This window comes from Ruania zhangjianzhongii (genome assembly GCF_008000995.1).
Classification (GTDB): Bacteria; Actinomycetota; Actinomycetes; order Actinomycetales; family Beutenbergiaceae; genus Ruania; species Ruania zhangjianzhongii.
The window spans coordinates 2,100,812-2,118,367 of sequence record NZ_CP042828.1; the positions used below are offsets into that span (position 1 = coordinate 2,100,812).

Annotated in this window: 16 protein-coding genes; 13 read left to right on the forward strand and 3 right to left on the reverse strand. The window is 70.7% G+C overall.

Annotated elements, in window-relative coordinates; genetic code table 11:
* Positions 1-69: 69 nt before the first annotated feature.
* The 6 genes from uxaC (at position 70) to FU260_RS09840 (ending at position 6,377) form a co-directional block, all read left to right on the forward strand.
* The gene (gene uxaC, locus FU260_RS09815) at positions 70-1,491 is read left to right on the forward strand and encodes a glucuronate isomerase (RefSeq protein ID WP_147916894.1); all 1,422 of its coding nucleotides are present in this window, start codon (positions 70-72) and stop codon (positions 1,489-1,491) included.
* A 13-nt stretch (positions 1,492-1,504) separates the two neighbouring features.
* A complete protein-coding gene (locus FU260_RS09820; protein ID WP_235912183.1) occupies positions 1,505-2,884 on the forward strand; it encodes a mannitol dehydrogenase family protein in 1,380 nt (459 codons plus the stop codon).
* A 129-nt stretch (positions 2,885-3,013) separates the two neighbouring features.
* Positions 3,014-4,054 (forward strand): hypothetical protein, encoded by a 1,041-nt coding sequence (locus FU260_RS09825; protein ID WP_147916896.1) that lies wholly within the window; start codon positions 3,014-3,016, stop codon positions 4,052-4,054.
* Positions 4,055-4,171: 117 nt separating this feature from the next.
* Positions 4,172-5,305 carry an LLM class flavin-dependent oxidoreductase gene (locus FU260_RS09830; protein WP_147919420.1) on the forward strand — a complete coding sequence of 378 codons (1,134 nt, stop codon included), beginning with the start codon at positions 4,172-4,174 and terminating at the stop codon, positions 5,303-5,305.
* 36 nt (positions 5,306-5,341) lie between these two features.
* Entirely contained in the window at positions 5,342-5,797 is a 456-nt protein-coding gene (locus FU260_RS09835; RefSeq protein ID WP_147916897.1) for a MarR family winged helix-turn-helix transcriptional regulator, read from the forward strand.
* Positions 5,790-6,377, forward strand: coding sequence for a CE1759 family FMN reductase (locus FU260_RS09840; protein WP_147916898.1), 588 nt, complete (start codon positions 5,790-5,792; stop codon positions 6,375-6,377). The genes FU260_RS09835 and FU260_RS09840 overlap by 8 nt, the downstream gene beginning before the upstream one ends.
* Positions 6,378-6,380: 3 nt before the next feature.
* On the opposite strand, the gene FU260_RS09845 is transcribed toward FU260_RS09840, so the two are convergent.
* Positions 6,381-7,307, reverse strand: coding sequence for an AraC family transcriptional regulator (locus FU260_RS09845; protein ID WP_147916899.1), 927 nt, complete (start codon positions 7,305-7,307; stop codon positions 6,381-6,383).
* Positions 7,308-7,375: 68 nt separating this feature from the next.
* On the opposite strand from FU260_RS09845, the gene FU260_RS09850 reads away from it, so the two are divergent.
* The gene (locus FU260_RS09850; protein ID WP_147916900.1) at positions 7,376-8,251 is read left to right on the forward strand and encodes an NmrA family NAD(P)-binding protein; all 876 of its coding nucleotides are present in this window, start codon (positions 7,376-7,378) and stop codon (positions 8,249-8,251) included.
* Positions 8,252-8,256: 5 nt separating this feature from the next.
* Here FU260_RS09850 and FU260_RS09855 read toward each other — a convergent pair whose 3' ends face one another.
* Positions 8,257-8,700, reverse strand: a complete 444-nt coding sequence (locus FU260_RS09855) for a Dps family protein (RefSeq protein ID WP_147916901.1) — start codon at positions 8,698-8,700, stop codon at positions 8,257-8,259.
* A 394-nt stretch (positions 8,701-9,094) separates the two neighbouring features.
* Here FU260_RS09855 and leuS point away from each other — a divergent pair, with 394 nt between their 5' ends.
* The 6 genes from leuS to holA all read left to right on the forward strand — a co-directional run bounded on the left by leuS (position 9,095) and on the right by holA (position 17,031).
* The gene (gene leuS, locus FU260_RS09860) at positions 9,095-12,013 is read left to right on the forward strand and encodes a leucine--tRNA ligase (protein ID WP_147916902.1); all 2,919 of its coding nucleotides are present in this window, start codon (positions 9,095-9,097) and stop codon (positions 12,011-12,013) included.
* 3 nt (positions 12,014-12,016) lie between these two features.
* A complete protein-coding gene (locus tag FU260_RS09865; protein WP_147916903.1) occupies positions 12,017-12,622 on the forward strand; it encodes a hypothetical protein in 606 nt (201 codons plus the stop codon).
* 131 nt (positions 12,623-12,753) lie between these two features.
* On the forward strand, positions 12,754-13,251 hold the full coding sequence (locus FU260_RS09870) for a pyridoxamine 5'-phosphate oxidase family protein (RefSeq protein WP_147916904.1): 498 nt from the start codon (positions 12,754-12,756) through the stop codon (positions 13,249-13,251).
* 143 nt (positions 13,252-13,394) lie between these two features.
* Positions 13,395-14,222 carry a ComEA family DNA-binding protein gene (locus FU260_RS09875; protein ID WP_147916905.1) on the forward strand — a complete coding sequence of 276 codons (828 nt, stop codon included), beginning with the start codon at positions 13,395-13,397 and terminating at the stop codon, positions 14,220-14,222.
* The gene (locus tag FU260_RS09880; RefSeq protein WP_147916906.1) at positions 14,219-15,595 is read left to right on the forward strand and encodes a ComEC/Rec2 family competence protein; all 1,377 of its coding nucleotides are present in this window, start codon (positions 14,219-14,221) and stop codon (positions 15,593-15,595) included. Before FU260_RS09875 ends, FU260_RS09880 begins: the two co-directional genes overlap by 4 nt.
* A gap of 383 nt (positions 15,596-15,978) precedes the next feature.
* A complete protein-coding gene (holA, locus tag FU260_RS09885; protein ID WP_147916907.1) occupies positions 15,979-17,031 on the forward strand; it encodes a DNA polymerase III subunit delta in 1,053 nt (350 codons plus the stop codon).
* A gap of 202 nt (positions 17,032-17,233) precedes the next feature.
* Here the strand turns inward: holA and rpsT are convergent, their stop codons facing one another.
* Positions 17,234-17,494, reverse strand: coding sequence for a 30S ribosomal protein S20 (gene rpsT / locus FU260_RS09890; RefSeq protein ID WP_147916908.1), 261 nt, complete (start codon positions 17,492-17,494; stop codon positions 17,234-17,236).
* Positions 17,495-17,556 lie beyond the last annotated feature (62 nt).

Genomic DNA, 17,556 nt, shown 5'->3' on the forward strand with positions numbered 1-17,556 from the left:
GGGACACACTCCAGGGCAACACCCGGCAACGAGTTGCCACCGGGGCCGGTAACCGGTTGCCTGGGTCAGGTGTCGAAGCCAACTCCGCCCTTGGAACTGCATCCTGACCGGCTCCTGCCGGCCGACCCTGCCCGCCGCGGTGTGGCGCGCGCGCTGTACGAGTCGGTCAAGGACCTGCCGATCATCTCCCCGCACGGGCACGTGCCGCCGGCCTGGATCGCTGACGACACCCCGTTCCGGGACCCCACCTCGCTGCTGATCACCCCGGATCACTACATCACCCGGATGCTGCACGCCCACGGGATCTCGCTCAGTGACCTCGGCGTGGGCCGTGGCCCGCTGGACGAGGCGGATGCGCGGGCCGCGTTCAGGGCCCTGTGCAGTCACTGGTCCGCCTACCGCGGCACGCCGGTGCGCTACTGGCTGGAGGAGGAGCTCGGCGGCATCTTCGGTGTGGACGTGCGCCCGAGTGCGGACACGGCGGATCAGATCTACGACACCATCGCGGCCCGCATCGCCCAGCCGGACTTCACGGCGCGGGCACTGATGAAGAGCTTCAACATCGACGTGCTGGCCACGACCGATGACCCGTGCGCCGATCTGTCCGAGCATGCGCGGCTCGCTGGTGATGCGACCTTCGGTCACCGGGTGGTGCCGACCTTCCGCCCGGACAAGTACCTGGACCCCGGCCTGCCGGACTGGAACGCGGACGCCGACCGGCTCGGCCAGGTCTCCGGCGAGGACACCTCCACCTACGCGGGGTTCATCGCCGCACTGGAGAGCCGCCGCCGGTACTTCGTGCAGCACGGAGCGGTCTCCGCCGACCATGGCGTGATCGACGCCGTCACGGTGATCCTGGACGAGGGCGAGGCGAGCCGGATCTATGCGGCCGCCCGCGCCGGCAGGGTGACTGAGGAGGAGAGCACCGCGCTGCGCCGGCACCTGCTCACCGAGATGGCCCGGATGTCCTGCGAGGACGGGCTGGTGATGACCATCCACCCGGGGGTGCGGCGCAACCACCACACGGCCACGTTTGAGTCCTACGGCCCGGACGTCGGCTGCGATATCCCGATCGCGGTGGAGTACACCGACTCGCTGCGCCCGCTGCTGGACGCCTACGGCACCCACCCGAACCTGCACCTGGTGCTGTTCACCATCGACGAGACCGTCTACTCCCGGGAGCTGGCGCCGCTGGCCGGGTTCTACCCGTCGGTGTACGTCGGTGTGCCGTGGTGGTTCATCGATGCCCCGGAGGCGATCCGCCGGTTCCGTTCCGCGGTCACCGAGACTGCCGGCTTCTCCCGTACCTCGGGGTTCATCGACGACACCCGCGCCTTCTGCTCGATCCCCGCACGCCACGACATGAGCCGACGCCTGGACGCCGGCTACCTGGCCGACCTGGTCCTCGAGCACCGGCTGCCCGAGGATGAAGCCCACGAGGCGATCCACGATCTGGTGGTCACCAACCCGACGAACGTCTTCAAGCTCTGAGGAGAGTGTTCCCGTGACTCAGCGACTGCGCCGCGGCCTGCCCGGTACACCCGCGACCTCCGCCCCGGTGCGGATCGTCCACCTGGGCGTGGGGAACTTCCACCGCGCCCACCAGGCCTGGTACACCCACCACGCACCTGACGCCGAGGACTGGGGGATCGCGGCCTTCACCGGCCGACGCCCGGATCAGGCCGAGGCCCTCGCCCCGCAGGACGGCCTGTACTCCCTGATCACCAAGGGGGCCGGCGGGGACGAGGTGGAGGTGATCTCCTCGATCGTGGCCGTTCACCCGGCGAGCGAGCACGAGACCTACCTGGCCTACCTCGCTGAGGTGAGCACCGCCGTCGTGAGCATGACGGTGACCGAGCACGGCTACCGGCGCGGCGCCGACGGGCACCTGGATCTGGCCGCAGACGATGTGGCCGCGGATGTGGCCGCGCTGCGGTCGGACCCGCGCGCGGTAGTGACCTCGATGCCGATGCGGCTGCTGGCCGGACTGCTCGCGCGCCGTGAAGCCCGTGGCGGCAAGCTGACGATCCTGCCGTGTGACAACCTGCCCGACAACGGTGACGTCACCCGGACCCTGGTCATCGATGCCGCCCGGGCGGTGGACGAGACGCTGCTGGACTGGATCAGCGAACACGTGGACTTCGCCACCTCGATGGTGGACCGGATCACCCCGGCCACCACCGACACCGACCGCGAGCTGGTGGTGGAGCGCACCGGCTACTCCGACGCATCTCCGGTGCCCACCGAACCGTTCGCCGAATGGGTGATCAGCGGTGAGTTCCCGGCCGGCCGGCCCGCCTGGGACGCGGCTGGCGTGCAGTTCGTCGCCGATGTCGCCCCGCACGAGCGGCGCAAGCTCTGGCTGCTGAACGGCTCCCACTCCCAGCTGGCGTATGTGGGTAGCGTGCGCGGTCACGAGACCATCGACGCCGCGATCGCCGACCCGGCCTGCCGCGGCTGGGTGGAGCAGTTCTGGGACGAGGCGCAGCGTGGCCTCGGACTGCCGGAGGCGGAGGTGGAGGCCTACCGCACCGCACTGCTGGACCGGTACGCCAACCCGCGGGTGCGCCATCTGCTCGCCCAGATCGCGATGGATGGTTCGCAGAAGCTGCCGGTGCGCACCCTGCCTGCGGTCAGCGCCGAGCGCGCCGCGGGCCGGGTGCCGGTCGGGGGCGCCACCACTCTGGCCGGCTGGGTGCTGCACCTGCGTGGGGCCGGTGCCCCGGTCAAGGACGCTGGCGCCGGTCCCGCCCAGGAAGCCGCGAACGCCGGTGATCTCGCCGAGGTGGTGCCCGCGGTGCTGGAGACCCTGCAGCCGGGTCTGGGCCGCGATGCCGAGCTGGTGAGTGCTGTGGTCGCGCAGGCGCAAGCGATCACCGCCTAGCAGCCCCGGTCCCCGCCGAGGTCGTGCAAAGCCGGGCACCGGTGCCCGGTTCTACACTCCGTTGACGGCGGAGCCTGGGCTGTCCACAGGGCCTCACCGTGAGCGGCGCGTGAGTACCAGGCTGGTGGTGTGGGAACCCTGGTCGGTCACAGCGCCGCGAGCCTGCACGCCCGCAGGACCTGGCGCCGCCGGGTGGCCCGTGAGCTGGCCGCGGAGTTCGGTGGCGTGGTGCATCGGCGAGAACTGCGTGCCGTGGGGATCTCCAGGGACGAGGTCCGCAGCGAAGTACGTGGCGGCCGGTGGATCGCGCTGGGAAAGCACACGGTCTGCATCGATGCCGCCGGAGCGCGCCACGTGGCCGAGCCCCGGCCCGGCGCGGAGCGGTCGGCGGTCGCCGGGCAGCGCCGGCTGTGGCGGCCGACGTCCCCACGCGCCTTCGCGGCGTGGGTGGTGTGGGAGACCGGGTCCGGCACGGTGCTCGACGGCGTGTCTGCACTGCTCGCCGGTGGTCTCGAGGGCTACACGGAGGAGCGTGTCTTTGTGACCGTGCCACGGGGTCGCCGCGCGGTGGCGCTCGCTGGCGTGGTCCGGCACACCCACCGGGTGGTGGTGCGTGCGCCGGGTGCGGGCCTGCCACGGGTCCGAACCGAGGCGGCGGTGGTGCATGCGGTGGAGTGGGCCGCGAGCGAGCGGCAGGCGGCACTGATCGTTATCCTCGCGGTGCAGCAACGGCTCACCACCGCGGAGCGGCTCGTCGAAGAGGTGAGCTCCCGGCGCCGGGTCCGGCGGCGGGAGTTTCTGCGGCGGCTGTTGCGGGAGGTGAGCGGCGGCGTGCAGGCACTGGGGGAGCTCGACTTCGCCCGACTCTGCCGGGAACACGGCCTGCCGGTGCCGAGCCGGCAGCGAGTGTGCCAGGGGCCGCGCGGGCGGATCTACCTCGATGTCTGGTGGGAGGAGTTTCGTGTGGGCGTGGAGATCGATGGTGTGCAGCACTACCAGGGGCTGCGTCCGGTGGACGATGCGCTGCGCGACAACGCGGTGCGGCTCCGCCGGGGACCGGTGCTGCGGATCCCCTCACTGGGACTGCTCACCGACCCGGACGCGTTCATGGCCCAGGTGAAGGAAGTGCTCGCCCGCGCGGCAAGGTCGAGCGATAGCGGGCACCGGTGACCGACTTCGCACGACCGTGGGAGAGTGGCGCCAATCACACCGGGAATACCTTCCACTGCCATGCGTTGCACCGAGCAGAACTTCATGCAAACGCATACACTTTGAAAGGTGAACACGATGCAGTTCGGAATCTTCACGATCGGTGATGTCACGCCCGACCCCACCAACGGTCGGCTGCCCACCGAGCATGAGCGGATCAAGGCGATGGTGGCGATCGCGAAGAAGGCCGAGGACGTGGGCTTGGACGTGTTCGCCTCCGGTGAGCACCACAACCCACCGTTCGTGCCCAGCTCGCCGACCACGATGCTCGGGTATGTCGCCGCGCAGACCGAAGAGCTGATCCTGTCCACGGCCACGACGCTGATCACCACGAACGACCCGGTGAAGATCGCCGAGGACTACGCGATGCTGCAGCACCTGTCCGACGGCCGCGTGGATCTGATGCTCGGCCGGGGCAACACCGGCCCGGTCTACCCGTGGTTCGGTAAGGACATCCGCCAGGGCCTGCCGCTGACCGTGGAGAACTATCAGCTGCTGCGTCAGCTCTGGGACGAGGAGGTGGTGGACTGGGAGGGCCGGTTCCGCACCCCGCTGAACGGCTTCACCGCCACGCCCAGGCCGCTGGACGGGGTTGCCCCGTTCGTGTGGCACGGCTCTATCCGCACCCCGCAGATCGCCGAGCTGGCCGCCCGCTACGGGGACGGCTTCTTCGCGAACAACATCTTCTGGCCGAAGGAGCACTTCCAGGCGCTGATCGGCCTGTACCGGGAGCGGTACGAGTACTACGGCCACGGCAGTGCCGACCAGGCGATCGTGGGTCTCGGCGGACAGATCTTCATGCGGAAGAACTCCCAGGACGCGGTCAAGGAGTTCCGGCCGTACTTCGACAACGCCCCGGTGTACGGGCACGGTCCCAGCCTGGAGGAGTTCACCGACGCCACCCCGCTGACCGTGGGCAGCCCGCAAGAGGTCATCGACAAGACGCTGACCTTCGCGGACTCCTTCGGGCACTACCAGCGCCAGCTGTTCCTGATGGACCACGCCGGGCTGCCGCTGAAGACGGTGCTCGAGCAGCTCGACCTGCTCGGTGAGATCCTGCCCACCTTGCGTGCCGAGTTCGACAAGGATCGCCCCGCCCACATCCCGGACGGCCCCACGCACGCGGCGCGGGTCGAGGCTGCCGGCGGTGCGGTGGACCTGACCCCGCGGATGGAGATCGACCCGCTGTCGGGCAGTGCGGTGCGCCGATGAGGCCAGTCCGAGCCAGCGGCACGGAAGGGAGCAGAGATGAGTGCGCGTAGTGCCGCCGTCGCCTGGGAGTCGCTGCTGCGGGCTCAGGTGCACCTGATGCGCCAGTTCGAGGCAGCCAAGGACTTCCGGCCGTTGAGTTCGCGCGAGTACGACGTGCTGTTCACCCTGTCCGGATCCGGGCGGCCGATGCGGCTGCGGGACCTGAACACGCATGTGCTGCTCACGCAGCCGAGTCTGTCCAGGATGGTTGACCGGCTCGCCGCCGCAGGCTGGGTGCAGCGCACTGTGGCCGACGACGACGGTCGGGGGGTGGTCATCAGCCTCACCCCGGCCGGGGCTCGGCTGCAGCAGGCGATCGGGCGCCGGCACGTGCGCAGCATCGCTGCCCGCATCGATCCTGTGCTCACCGAGGACGAGCAGACCACGCTGGCCGAGCTGACCAGCCGACTGAAGAGCGCCGCGCCGGCGCCGGAGAGGAAGAGCGATGACTGATCTGCCGAGTGCAGCGAACGCGATCACCGTGGTAGCCGTCAGCGGGGGAGTGGGCTTCCCGTCCAGCACCCGCCGGCTCACCGACGCTCTGCTGCAGGCCGTCGAACAGGCCGCAGGGGACGTCACCGTCCTCACCCGGACCATCGAGGTGCGTGATCTGGCAGTGGACGTGGCGCACGCCACGGTGGCGGGTCTGCCCTCACCCGAGCTGGACGACGCGCTGCGCGCGATCGAGCAGGCGGACCTGGTGGTCACCGCGAGTCCGGTGTTCCGAGGCAGCTACGCCGGAATCTTCAAGTCGTTGTGGGATCTCGTGGATCCGGTGGCGATGCGCGGTAAGCCAGTGCTGCTCGGCGCGACCGGTGGAAGCATGCGGCACCAGCTGGTGATCGACCAGGTGCTCCGGCCGCTGTTCGCCTACTTCGGCTCGTTGATCGTGCCCACGGGCGTCTACGCCGCCACGGAGGACGTCGACCTCGGTCCCCGCCGCGCACCGGAACTGGCTCGGCGGATCGAACAGGCCGGCGCCGACGCACTGCGCCTGGTGCCGGCCCGCTCGACGAGCAGCCTCAGCAACTAACGCTCAGCCGGCGGCGGCGCTGGCGTTCGGGCGGCGATACTCGCTCGGGCTGGTCCCGCGGGTGCGCTTGAACGCCGCGCTGAAGCCGAACGGGTCGGCGTAGCCAACGCGGCGGGCGACGTCCGCTACGGACGCGCCCGGTTCGCTCAGCAGATCTGCTGCCAGCGTCATCCGCCACCCAGTGAGGTAGGTGAGCGGAGGCTCACCGACCAGCTCGGTGAACCGCTTGGCGAGCGTGGCACGGGAGACGTGTGCAGTGCTGGCCAGGGCGGCTACTGTCCACGGCCGGGCGTGATCACCGTGCATCGCTCGCAGGGCGGGCCCGACCACCGGGTCCGACATCGCCGGATACCACGCGGGGGCGATCACCTGCGGGGAGTCGAACCAGGCCCGCAGGCTGCACACCAACACCCATTCCAGCAGCCGCTCCAGCACTACCTGCTGGCCCGGCTGGTCAGCAGCGATCTCCGCCGCGATGTAGTCGAGAGTTGTCCCGCACGACGGATCGGCGGGTACCACCAGCACCGGGGGTAGTTCCTCGAGCAGGCGGCGACCGACAGCACCGTCGATCGGGAACTCTGCGACCAGCAACGCGGCCGATCCCTCCGGTGCCTCCGCCTGGTCCTCGATGACGACTGCCTGGCCCCCGGCGGATGGCAGATCCGTGCAGGTTCGCTCGATGGCGGAGTCCACGTCGTCGATGAAGGAGAAGTCCACCGGTCCACGGACCAGCACTGTGTCCCCGGGCCGGAGCAGGATCGGCTCCGGCTGTCCAGGGATCACCAGCCAGCCCTGCCGACACATCGGCGTACACAGGCTGATCGAGGCGGCGCTGTGCACCCGCAGCGCCCAAGGTGGCGAAGCGGTGGGTCGACTGAGCACGACCCCGTCCGCGCGTACGCCGCGGAGCAGGCTGGAAAGGGCGTCCATGCGACGCAGTGTAGACGGCTACCTATGTCAACGAGACGTAGGCCCATGGATCGTCTGATCCGGCCACGATGTGCTGGTCGCATGACAGAAACCACGCAGGAACCCCACGCCCGTCGACCAGCACCGACCCGATTCTCGTTCTCAGCGGCACCGGCAAGACCGGGAGCCGGATCGTCGACCGGCTCCGGGGCGCCGGCCACGAGGTCCGACCGGCCTCCCGGCGGAGCACGCCCCGGTTCGACTGGGACGACCGGAGGACCTGGCCCGGCGTGCTCGAGGGGGTATCCACCGTCTATCTGGCGCTACCGCTCACCGCCACCCCGGTCGCAGAGTTCGTCGACCGCGCAGTGGCCAGCGGGGTCCGGCGGCTGGTGGCCCTCTCCGGCCGGGGCGCCGATCATTGGAAGAACGGATTCGGCCGGGAGATGCTCGACCTGGAGCATGCGGTGCGGACGTCCGGGGTGCAGTGGTCGATCGTGCGTGCCAGCAACTTCGCGCAGAATTTCGACGAAGACGTGTTCTATGACCTGCTGGTGGCGGGGGAGCTGGCCCTCCCCGTCGGGGGCGTTCCCGAACCGTTCATCGACGTCGAGGACGTCGCGGACGTGGCGGTCACGATGCTGACCAGCAACGACTGGGTGGATCGGGTCGTCGAGGTGACCGGTCCCGAGGCACTGACCTGGGATGAAGCGGTCGCGACCATCGCCCGGGCGGCCGGTCGTGAGGTCCGGTTCACCGACATTCCACCGGAGGAGTACCCCGCCGTGCTGCGGTCCCAGGGGGTACCCGCGGCGGACGTGCACGCCCTGGAGACCATGTTCGCCGAGCTCCGCCGGGGCTTGCTGACCGAACCGACCGACGGCGTACACCAGGTGCTCAGCAGGCGGCCGGGGACGTTCGCTGACTACGCCGTCCGGACGGCTGCCGCAGGCGCCTGGTCCTGACCCGCTCAGCCGGCCGCGGCGCGGAACATCCAGGCGTGCTTGTCCAGCCCGGTGGAGACCTCGATCAGGATGTCCTGGCTGAGCAGATCGGCCTCCAGGTCCGCCAGCGTGGCCTTGATCCGGTCGCTGGCGGCCTGCAGCCGGTCCTCGAACTGGCGGAGCACCTTGTCGGTGGCGAGCACACCACCATCGAGGCGATCCACCTCCGAGCTGTTCGCGACGACGTCAGCGCGCCCGTCCGGCGGGCTGCCGATGGCAGCCATCCGCTCGGCGACGTCGTCGGACCAGGTGCGCAGGTCGGCGATCACCTCGTCGAGCTGCAGATGGAGCGACCGGAAGTGTGGTCCGGAGATGTTCCAGTGCGCCTGCTTGCCCTGCAGGGAAAGGTCGATCAGGTCGACGAGCGTCGCCTGCAGGTGAGTGGGAACGGTGGATGTCGCATCAGTCACAGCGATCTCCTTCTGCTCGAAAGGCACGTGGGCGGGAACCTCACCCGCCCCTGCAGACGAGCCTAGGCCGATCGGTGGAGCCTTGCCCGGTGAGTGCACCCGGGTGGTGGGTGTGCAGCCGATGAGTGTCGGGGCGAGCGCGGTCGTGCGCACGGGGCGGTGCGCACGGGGCGAAGGGCGGTGAGTGTCGGGCGAGCGCGGTCGTGCGCACCGGCGAAGGGTGGTGCGCCGGGGCGACCGCCCCGGTGCGCAGGGGCCGGGACTGGGCTGCGCTAGTCTGGAATCTGCTCGCAGGAGCGGTGTGGCCGCGCACCGGCACCGGATCGGTATGCCGCCGCGCCGCACCGCGCTTACTTCCGGCTGACGCCGCCCACCCTTGCCGAGGAAGCTGTTGATGACTGAACCCACTGCTGCCACCGCGCCCGCCACCGGCGACAACCCGCCGCACCGGTACACCGCGGAGCTCGCCGGGCGGATCGAGCAGTCCTGGCAGGACCGCTGGGCGGCCGAGGGCACGTTCCACGCCCCGAACCCGGTGGGCGACCTGGCCGAGGACTCGGTGCGGCCGGAGAAGTTCTACCTGCTGGACATGTTCCCCTACCCCTCCGGTAAGGGCCTGCACGTGGGGCACCCGCTCGGTTACATCGCGACCGACGTGGTCGGCCGGTTCAAGCGGATGACCGGTGCGAACGTGCTGCACGCCCTCGGCTTCGACGCTTTCGGCCTGCCGGCCGAGCAGTACGCGGTGCAGACCGGGCAGCATCCTCGGATCACCACGGAGGAGAACATCGCCACGATGCGCCGGCAGCTGCGCCGGATGGGGCTGGCGCACGATGACCGGCGCACCTTCGCCACCACCGATCCCGAGTTCGTCCGCTGGACGCAGTGGATCTTCCAGCAGATCTTCAACTCCTGGTTCGACACCGACGCCCCGCGCCGGGACGGGCGCGGGACCGGGGCCGCCCGCCCGATCGCCGAGCTGGTGGACCAGTTCACCGCCGGCACCCGGGCCACCCCGACCGGGCAGGACTGGGCCGAGCTCACCCCGGCCGAGCAGGAAGAGATCCTCGGCACCTACCGGCTCGCCTACGTCGCGCACGTGCCGGTGAACTGGTGCCCGGGCCTGGGCACCGTGCTGGCGAACGAGGAAGTCACTGCCGAAGGCCGCAGCGAACGCGGCAACTACCCGGTGTTCCAGCGCAACCTGCGGCAGTGGATGATGCGGATCACCGCCTACGGTGACCGGCTGGTCGACGATCTGGACCTGCTGGACTGGCCGGAGAAGGTCAAGACCATGCAGCGCAACTGGATCGGCCGCTCCGAGGGCGCCCAGGTGCGTTTCGCCCTGGGTGAGCCGGACGCGGAGCCGAGCTCCGCCGTCGACGTGTTCACCACCCGGCCGGACACGCTGTTCGGTGCCACCTTCATGGTGCTCGCACCGGAGAACGACGTGCTCGACGCCCTGGTGCCGGCTGCGTGGCCGGCCGGCACCCGCGAGGCCTGGACGGGCGGGCACGCCACCCCGGCCGAGGCGCTGGCCGCCTACCGCCAGGCGGCAGCGGCGAAGACCGACCTGGAGCGCCAAGCCGAGGGCCGGGAGAAGACCGGGGTGTTCACCGGGGTGTATGCCACCAACCCGGTGAACCAGGCCGCGTTGCCGGTGTTCCTCGCCGACTACGTGCTCAGCGGATACGGCACCGGCGCGATCATGGCCGTTCCGGCCGAGGACGAGCGCGACTACGCCTTCGCTACTCGCTACGAGCTGCCCGTGGTGCGCACTGTCCAGCCGCCGGCTGACTTCGAGGGCGGCGCCTACACCGGCGACGGACCCACGATCAACTCCGCGAACGAGCAGATCAGCCTGAACGGTCTGGAGCGGGAGGAGGCCAAGGCCCTGGTCACCGACTGGCTCAGCCAGCGCGGCACCGGCACGCCCACCGTCACCTACCGGCTGCGGGACTGGCTGTTCTCCCGGCAGCGGTACTGGGGTGAGCCGTTCCCGGTGGTCTACGACACCGATGACCGGCCGATCGCGATCCCGGACGAGCTGCTCCCGGTGGAGCTGCCGGAGGTGCCGGACTTCTCCCCGCGCACCTACGCCGAGGAGGACGCGAACTCCACCCCCGAACCGCCGCTGGCGCGCGCCGAGGAGTGGGTGAACGTCACCCTCGACCTGGGTGAGGGGACGAAGACCTATCGGCGGGACACCAACACGATGCCGAACTGGGCCGGCTCCTGCTGGTACGAGCTGCGCTACCTGGACCCCGCCAACACGGCCACCTTCGTGGACCCGGAGAACGAGAAGTACTGGATGGGGCCGCAGCTCGACGAGGACGGGCAGCCGACCACCGGTGGGGCCGACCTGTACGTGGGCGGGGTGGAGCACGCCGTGCTGCACCTGCTCTACGCCCGGTTCTGGCACAAGGTGCTCTACGACCTGGGCCACACCTCCAGCCTGGAGCCGTTCCACAAGCTGTTCAACCAGGGCTACATCCAGGCCTACGCCTACACCGACTCCCGTGGGGTGTACGTACCCGCCGATGAGGTCCTCGAGCACCCCTCCGACGACGGCGAGTCCACCTTCACCTATCAGGGTGAGTCGGTCCGGCGTGAGTACGGCAAGATGGGCAAGTCCCTGAAGAACATGGTCACCCCGGACGAGATGTACGCCGCCTACGGCGCCGACACGTTCCGGGTGTATGAGATGAGCATGGGCCCGCTGGACGACTCCCGGCCGTGGGACACCCGCGCCGTCGTCGGAGCACAGCGGTTCCTGCAGCGGCTCTGGCGCAACGTGGTGGACGAGGAGACCGGTGCGGTCACCGTCACCGACGACCCGGCCGGCCGGGAGACCGCGCAGCTGGTGGCCCGCACCATCGCCGAGGTGCGCACAGAGATGGCAGCGATGCGACCGAACACGGCGATCGCGCGGCTGATCGTGCTGAACAACCACCTCACCGGCCTGGGCCAGGTGCCGCGGGATGCGATCGAACCGCTGGTGCTGATGACCGCACCGGTGGCGCCACACATCGCCGAGGAGCTGTGGTCCCGGCTCGGGCACCAGAGCTCGCTGACCTATCAGCCGTTCCCGGAGGCCGACGAGGAGCTCCTGGTCGCTGAGACGGTCACCTGCGTGGTGCAGGTCAAGGGCAAGGTGCGGGACCGGCTGGAGGTCGCACCGTCGATCTCCGAGGAGGAGCTGCAGGCCTTGGCCCTGGCCGCTCCCGGAGTGCAGCGGGCCCTCGACGGCGCACCCGTGCGCAAGGTGATCGTGCGGGCGCCCAAGCTCGTGAACATCGTCCCAGGGGGCTGAGGCGTGGCCATCGGCCCGATCGGGCCTCCTCCGCAGGTCCCGCTCGCCGAGATCGGCCGAAGTGTGCGGCTGCTGTCCGCCTGGGGTGCCGGCGTCGGCGGTGGACTGCTGGTTCTGCTGGCGTTCGTGGGCATCTCCAGCTATGCCGTGTTCGGCACCGGCGACCAGCGCAGCGACCCCTCCGACGGGTCGATGTTCGCAGGCGGTGAGGAGTTCTTCGCCTGGTTGATCGGGAACCTCGCTGCAGGGTTCGGCATCTTCGTGCTCGGGGTGACCGCGCTCGTGCTCGATATCACCGTCCTGGCCAAGCTCAGCCGGCTACGCCGCTATGGCGTCCGCACGGAGATGACCCGCCCGCTGACCGTGGCGCTCGTACTCGGCATGGGTCTGGTGTCCACCCCGGCGGGTCTGCTGCTGCTGCTCATTCCGAGCATGGTGTTCGGGCCGGGGCAGGCCACCGATACCGCACTGATCGTGATCGTCCTGCTGATGCTGGCAGTCCCGGTGACCGGGCGGATCGCGCAGGTGAACTGTGCCCGGCGGCTGGTCGGGTTGCTTTCTGGACAGCATGCCGGCTGGACGCCCGCGGCCCGGCCCGGGTCCTGGTGAGTCGCTCTACCGGGCGGCGCTGAGCCGAACGTCTCTCGGTGCCCGGCACCGATGTCGAGAACTCGCCGGCGGTTCCGTCCCAGGGGTGCGCGGCCAGATCGGCCACGCCGGCCTCGACGAAGGAGCACCCGATGGAACCGCACGAGATCGCAGCCATCCTGGACCGGCCCGCCAGCCAGGAGTTGCTGGCCCGGGACGTCCTGCGGATGGCGTACGTCGCCAAGGACGGCACACCCCGGAACGTGCCCGTCTCCTTCACCTGGAACGGGGCACAGATCGTGGTCTGTACCTCCACGAACGCACCGAAGCTGCGCTCCCTGCGGCATCATCCGGCGGTGGCGCTGACCATCGATACCGAGGTGCATCCGCCGATGATCCTGCTCCTGCGGGGGTATGCGGAGCTGGATGTGGTCCGCGGTATCCCGCAGGAGTATCTGGAGATGAACGGCAGTTACCAGATGACGCCCGAGCAGCGGGTGGACTGGGAGGCTGAAGTGCGTTCCCTGTACGAGTCCATGGTCCGGATCGTCATCACCCCCACCTGGGTGAAGCTGATCGACTTCGAGACCACCCTGCCCAGCGCCGTCGAGGAACTGGTGCAGCAGCGCGCGGAGCGGCAGCGGGTCTGACGGCGGCAGCGGGTCTGACGGCCAGGGCAGGTCTGCGGCGGCGGGTCTGACGGCCAGGGCGGCCGGACCGGCTGTTGCCCGGTTATCCCCAACCCGCTCCCGGCCCGGCACACGACTGCGCCCAGGGTTTCTACTGTGCGGGGGTGACTGCCCAGCGCCCCCGTGACCGGCTCCGCCGGCTGCAGCTGGCCGCGTACGAGCCCGCCCGGGAGGCGGGCGGTGCACAGGAGGCCGATGACGGCGCACGTCACCGTGCCGAGCGGTCGGAGGGCGTCCGGCAGCGCACCTCCTGGGCGCTGCGCCCCGGCACACTCGCCCGGGTGGCGCTCGCCGTGGTGCTGCTCGGCGTCCTGCTGGCCGTGGCCGCGGTGGCCAGCGGTGTGCTCCGGTTGGGGGCACCAGGCAGCCCCGAGGTCACGCCCACGCAGCCGACGCTGCCCACGCCGAGCGCAGCGCCGCCGGCCTCCGCCGCTCCCTCCGCCGACGGCGCAGACTCGCCTGGCGTGGGCGAGGTCGCCTCGGCGGAAGCTGCGCTGTATGTGCACGTCGCCGGGGCGGTGAGCGACCCAGGTCTGGTGCAGCTCGCTCCGGGGGAGCGGGTCGCTGACGCGATCGCGGCAGCCGGGGGCGCAGCCGAGACGGCCGACCTGGATCGAGTGAACCTGGCGGCGCCGGTCACGGACGGTGAGCAGGTCTATGTGCCGGCCGAGGGCGAGACGCCACCCGCCCTGCCTGAGGCGGCAACCGGATCGGGTGCGTCGGACGCGGAGGTGAGCGCCGCCGTCGTGAACGTGAACACGGCGGGAGCCGAGGAACTGGAGACCCTGCCCGGGATCGGGCCCGCGCGAGCGGCAGACATCATCGCCCACCGGGAGGAGGACGGCCCGTTCGAGAGCGTCGAGGACCTGCTGGCCGTTCCCGGGATCGGACCGGCCACCCTGGACCGGCTACGAGAACGAGTGCGGCTGTGAGCCCGCTGTACCCCGGCGCAGGACTGGACCTGCGGTTGGTGCCAGCCGCAGCACTGGTGTGGCTGGTCTGCGGCTGGGGTGTGGGCGTGGGGGAGAACGCCGGCTGGGCGGTGGTGCTCGGGCTGCTGGTGGCTGCCGCGGCCGGGCTGCGCCGGTTGCGCGGGCGCGTGCTCGCCCGGCACCGGCGGTCGGGGAACGAGCTGCTGGCCGCCGGTGTGCTCGCACTGCTGGTTGCCGCCCTGGTGCTCGGCACAGTGGCGGTGCGCGGGAGCGCCCGGGCCGAGCTGGTGGCCGAGCTGGACGGGGCCAGCCCTGCGGTCACCGTGCAGCTGCAGCGCGAGGCCCGACCGCACGAGGACGGCGCGATCGCCGACGCACTGCTGCTGGAGGTGGAGGGGCGTGCCGGCGAGCTGCGGGCACCGGTGGTGCTGCTCGGCGGCCCGGGCTGGCTGGACCTGCCGTTCGGGGCGCAGGTGCGCACCTCAGCCCAGCTGGTGGCTACGGCGGCAGGAGATGACCGGGTGCTGCTGGTGATCGCCGACTCGATCGGGTCGGTCCGCGCGCCGGACGGGTGGCGGGCGCAGGTGGCCAGCATCCGGGCCGGTCTGGCCGAGTTGTGCGCCGACCTGCCTCCAGCCGGCCGGGGCCTGGTGCCCGGGATCGCGCTCGGGGACACCCGGGCGCTGCCGGCCGCGCTCGCCGAGGACATGCGCACGGTGAGCCTGACCCACCTGACCGCGATCTCCGGGGCACACGTGGCGCTGCTGCTGGCCGTGCTGATGGTGCTGCTGCTCTGGGCACCGCGCTGGCTGCGGGCCGGGCTGGGAGTAGTGGCGCTGGTGGCGTTCGTGGCGCTGGTGCGGCCGGAGGGGAGCGTGCTTCGGGCGGCAGTGATGGGCGGCGTGCTGCTGCTCGGTCTGGTGCTGCGCCGACCCCGCTCGGGGTTGCCCGCGCTCGCAGTGGCGGTGGTGGTGCTGATCGCCGCCGACCCCTGGATCACCCGGTCCTACGGGTTCGCGCTCTCCGTGCTGGCCACCGGCGGACTGCTCCTGCTCGCACCGCCGCTGGCCACCTGGCTGTCCCGCTGGCTACCCACCCCGTTGGCGGCCGCGATCGCGATCCCGGTGGCGGCGCAGCTGACCTGCCTGCCGGTGCTCCTGCTGCTGCAGCCGAGCCTGCCGGTCTACGGCGTCCTGGCGAACGTGCTCGCCGCACCGGTGGTCGCACCGGCCACAGTGCTCGGCGTGAGCGCGGCGCTGCTCGGGCCGGTCGCACCGACTGCTGCGGCTGCGTGCGTGCAGGGGGCGTCCTGGTGCGCGGAGTGGATCGCCGTCGTGGCGCGCGCGTGCGCAGCCATACCCGGGGCGGGGTAGCAGCTGCCACCAGGCGGGAACCGGGCGGCTCTCCGGAGGTGCTGGGTGTGGGTCATGGAGGTGGTGATTGAGCGGGTCCGCGGGTCAGCGCTCATCGTGGTGGTGCCGTGCACTATCCGATGCGAGGACTTCCCACTGGGGTCGTTCCGGAGAGCTGATGGGTGTGCGCGTGCTGATGCCGCTGTGATCGCGACGTTCCTCGACTGTGGTGTTGTCTTGACGTACCGGGCACGTCGCCGGCACACCGCAATGGCCTTTTCGGCGGGTCCCGGGATCGCGAGTTGCCTCTTCCAGCCTCGGCACCCACGGGCCCTGCACACCACACACTTGTCGCACGCCCGGCGGCGCTCGACGCCGGTGCTGTCCCTGGTTCGTGGCAGGCTATGCCTGTGCCTCCCTCACGCCGCCGACCCGCAGCCTCCGGACCCAGCTGGCGGGATGTTCCGCTGGCGCCGGTGGTGCTGCTGCGCGGCAGCGAAGGACTGCTCGTCGATCGGGCCAGCGAACGCCTGACCGCTCTCGCGCGCCAGCACGCCGCCGCTGCCCAGGGGCTGCCGGAGGATGCCGCACCACAGGTCGATATCGAGACCCCGCAGATCGAGGCGGCCACCTACACCCGCGGCAACTTGGACGTGATCGCCAGCCCGTCGCTGTTCGGCGAGCACCGGCACGCTGTGGTCGTCGGAGCCGAGGCCGCCTCCGACGCGTTCATCGAGGACGCACTGGCCTACGTGGCCGCCGCTGGGCACGAGATCGGCGACTTCACCCTGGTGATCCGGCATGAGAAGGGCACCCGCGGGAAGAAGCTGCTCGATGCCATCGCCAAGGCCGGCTACCCGGTGGTCACCTGCGAACCGATCAAGCGCGACGGGGACAAGGTTGAGTTCGCCGGCGGCGAGTTCACCGACGCCGGCCGCCGCGCCACCCGGGCCGCTGTGCAGGCACTGGTCGAAGCTCTCGGCTCCGATCTGCGCGAGCTGGCCTCGGGCTGCGCCCAGCTGATCGCTGACAGCACGGGCACGATCACCCCGGACGTGGTGCAGAAGTACTACGGCGGCCGGGTGGAGGCCACCGGGTTCAGGGTGGCCGATGCGGCCGTGGCCGGTCAGACCACCGAGGCGGTCACTTTGCTCCGGCACGCACTGGAGACCGGAGTGGACCCGGTGCCGCTGGTGGCGGTGCTGGCGATGAAGCTGCGGGCCCTGGCCAAGGTGTCCACGGTCCGCGGTCGCGGCAACCCCGGGGACCTGGGTATGGCGCCCTGGCAGGTCGACCGGGCCCGGCGCGAGCTGCGTGGCTGGACCCCGGAGGGCCTGGCCACGGCGATCACCGCGGTCGCCGATGCCGACGCCCAGGTCAAGGGTGAGTATCGCGATGCGCGCTTCGCCGTCGAGCGCGCGGTGTTGCGGGTGTGCGCCGCCCGCGACGGTGGCTGACCCGGGGGATCCCGACCGGCGTCCGGCGGACCCTCACCGGCTGTCTGCCGGGCGGGGGTGCGGGTACGGGCGTCTGCCGGGCGCGGGCGCGCGCCGGATCCTCGCTTGATCACCCGAGACAGACGAACGGCGCCCCACCCCGGGCAGGGGAGCGGCGCCGTCGTGGGTGCTCACTCGTGGTGAGCGACGATCATCCGAAGGCTCAGAGAGCGGCGACCTGCTTGGCCAGCGCGGACTTGCGGTTCGCGGCCTGGTTCTTGTGGATGACGCCCTTGCTCACGGCCTTGTCCAGCTTCTTGGTGGCGTCCCGCAGAGTGCTCTCGGCGGACTCCTTGTCGCCGGAGGCGATGGCCTCGCGCACGTGGCGGACGTGCGTCTTCAGCTCGGACTTGTAGGCCTTGTTCCGCAGCCGCGCCTTCTCGTTGGTGCGGTTGCGCTTGATCTGGGACTTGATGTTTGCCACGTGTTGACTCTCTCGTGTGGTCGCTTCCGCGACGGGGCTCTTTTGACGTCGAAGAGGGCGGC

What these genes read in the sequence shown, in the direction of transcription:
- FU260_RS09830 (WP_147919420.1), top strand. Translation starts at nt 4,172, where the DNA reads ATGCAGTTCGGAATCTTCACGATCGGTGATGTCACGCCCGACCCCACC.
- FU260_RS09835 (WP_147916897.1), top strand. Translation starts at nt 5,342, where the DNA reads ATGAGTGCGCGTAGTGCCGCCGTCGCCTGGGAGTCGCTGCTGCGGGCT.
- FU260_RS09840 (WP_147916898.1), top strand. Translation starts at nt 5,790, where the DNA reads ATGACTGATCTGCCGAGTGCAGCGAACGCGATCACCGTGGTAGCCGTC.
- FU260_RS09845 (WP_147916899.1), bottom strand. Translation starts at nt 7,307, where the DNA reads ATGGACGCCCTTTCCAGCCTGCTCCGCGGCGTACGCGCGGACGGGGTC.
- FU260_RS09850 (WP_147916900.1), top strand. Translation starts at nt 7,376, where the DNA reads ATGTGCTGGTCGCATGACAGAAACCACGCAGGAACCCCACGCCCGTCG.
- leuS (WP_147916902.1), top strand. Translation starts at nt 9,095, where the DNA reads ATGACTGAACCCACTGCTGCCACCGCGCCCGCCACCGGCGACAACCCG.
- FU260_RS09870 (WP_147916904.1), top strand. Translation starts at nt 12,754, where the DNA reads ATGGAACCGCACGAGATCGCAGCCATCCTGGACCGGCCCGCCAGCCAG.
- holA (WP_147916907.1), top strand. Translation starts at nt 15,979, where the DNA reads ATGCCTGTGCCTCCCTCACGCCGCCGACCCGCAGCCTCCGGACCCAGC.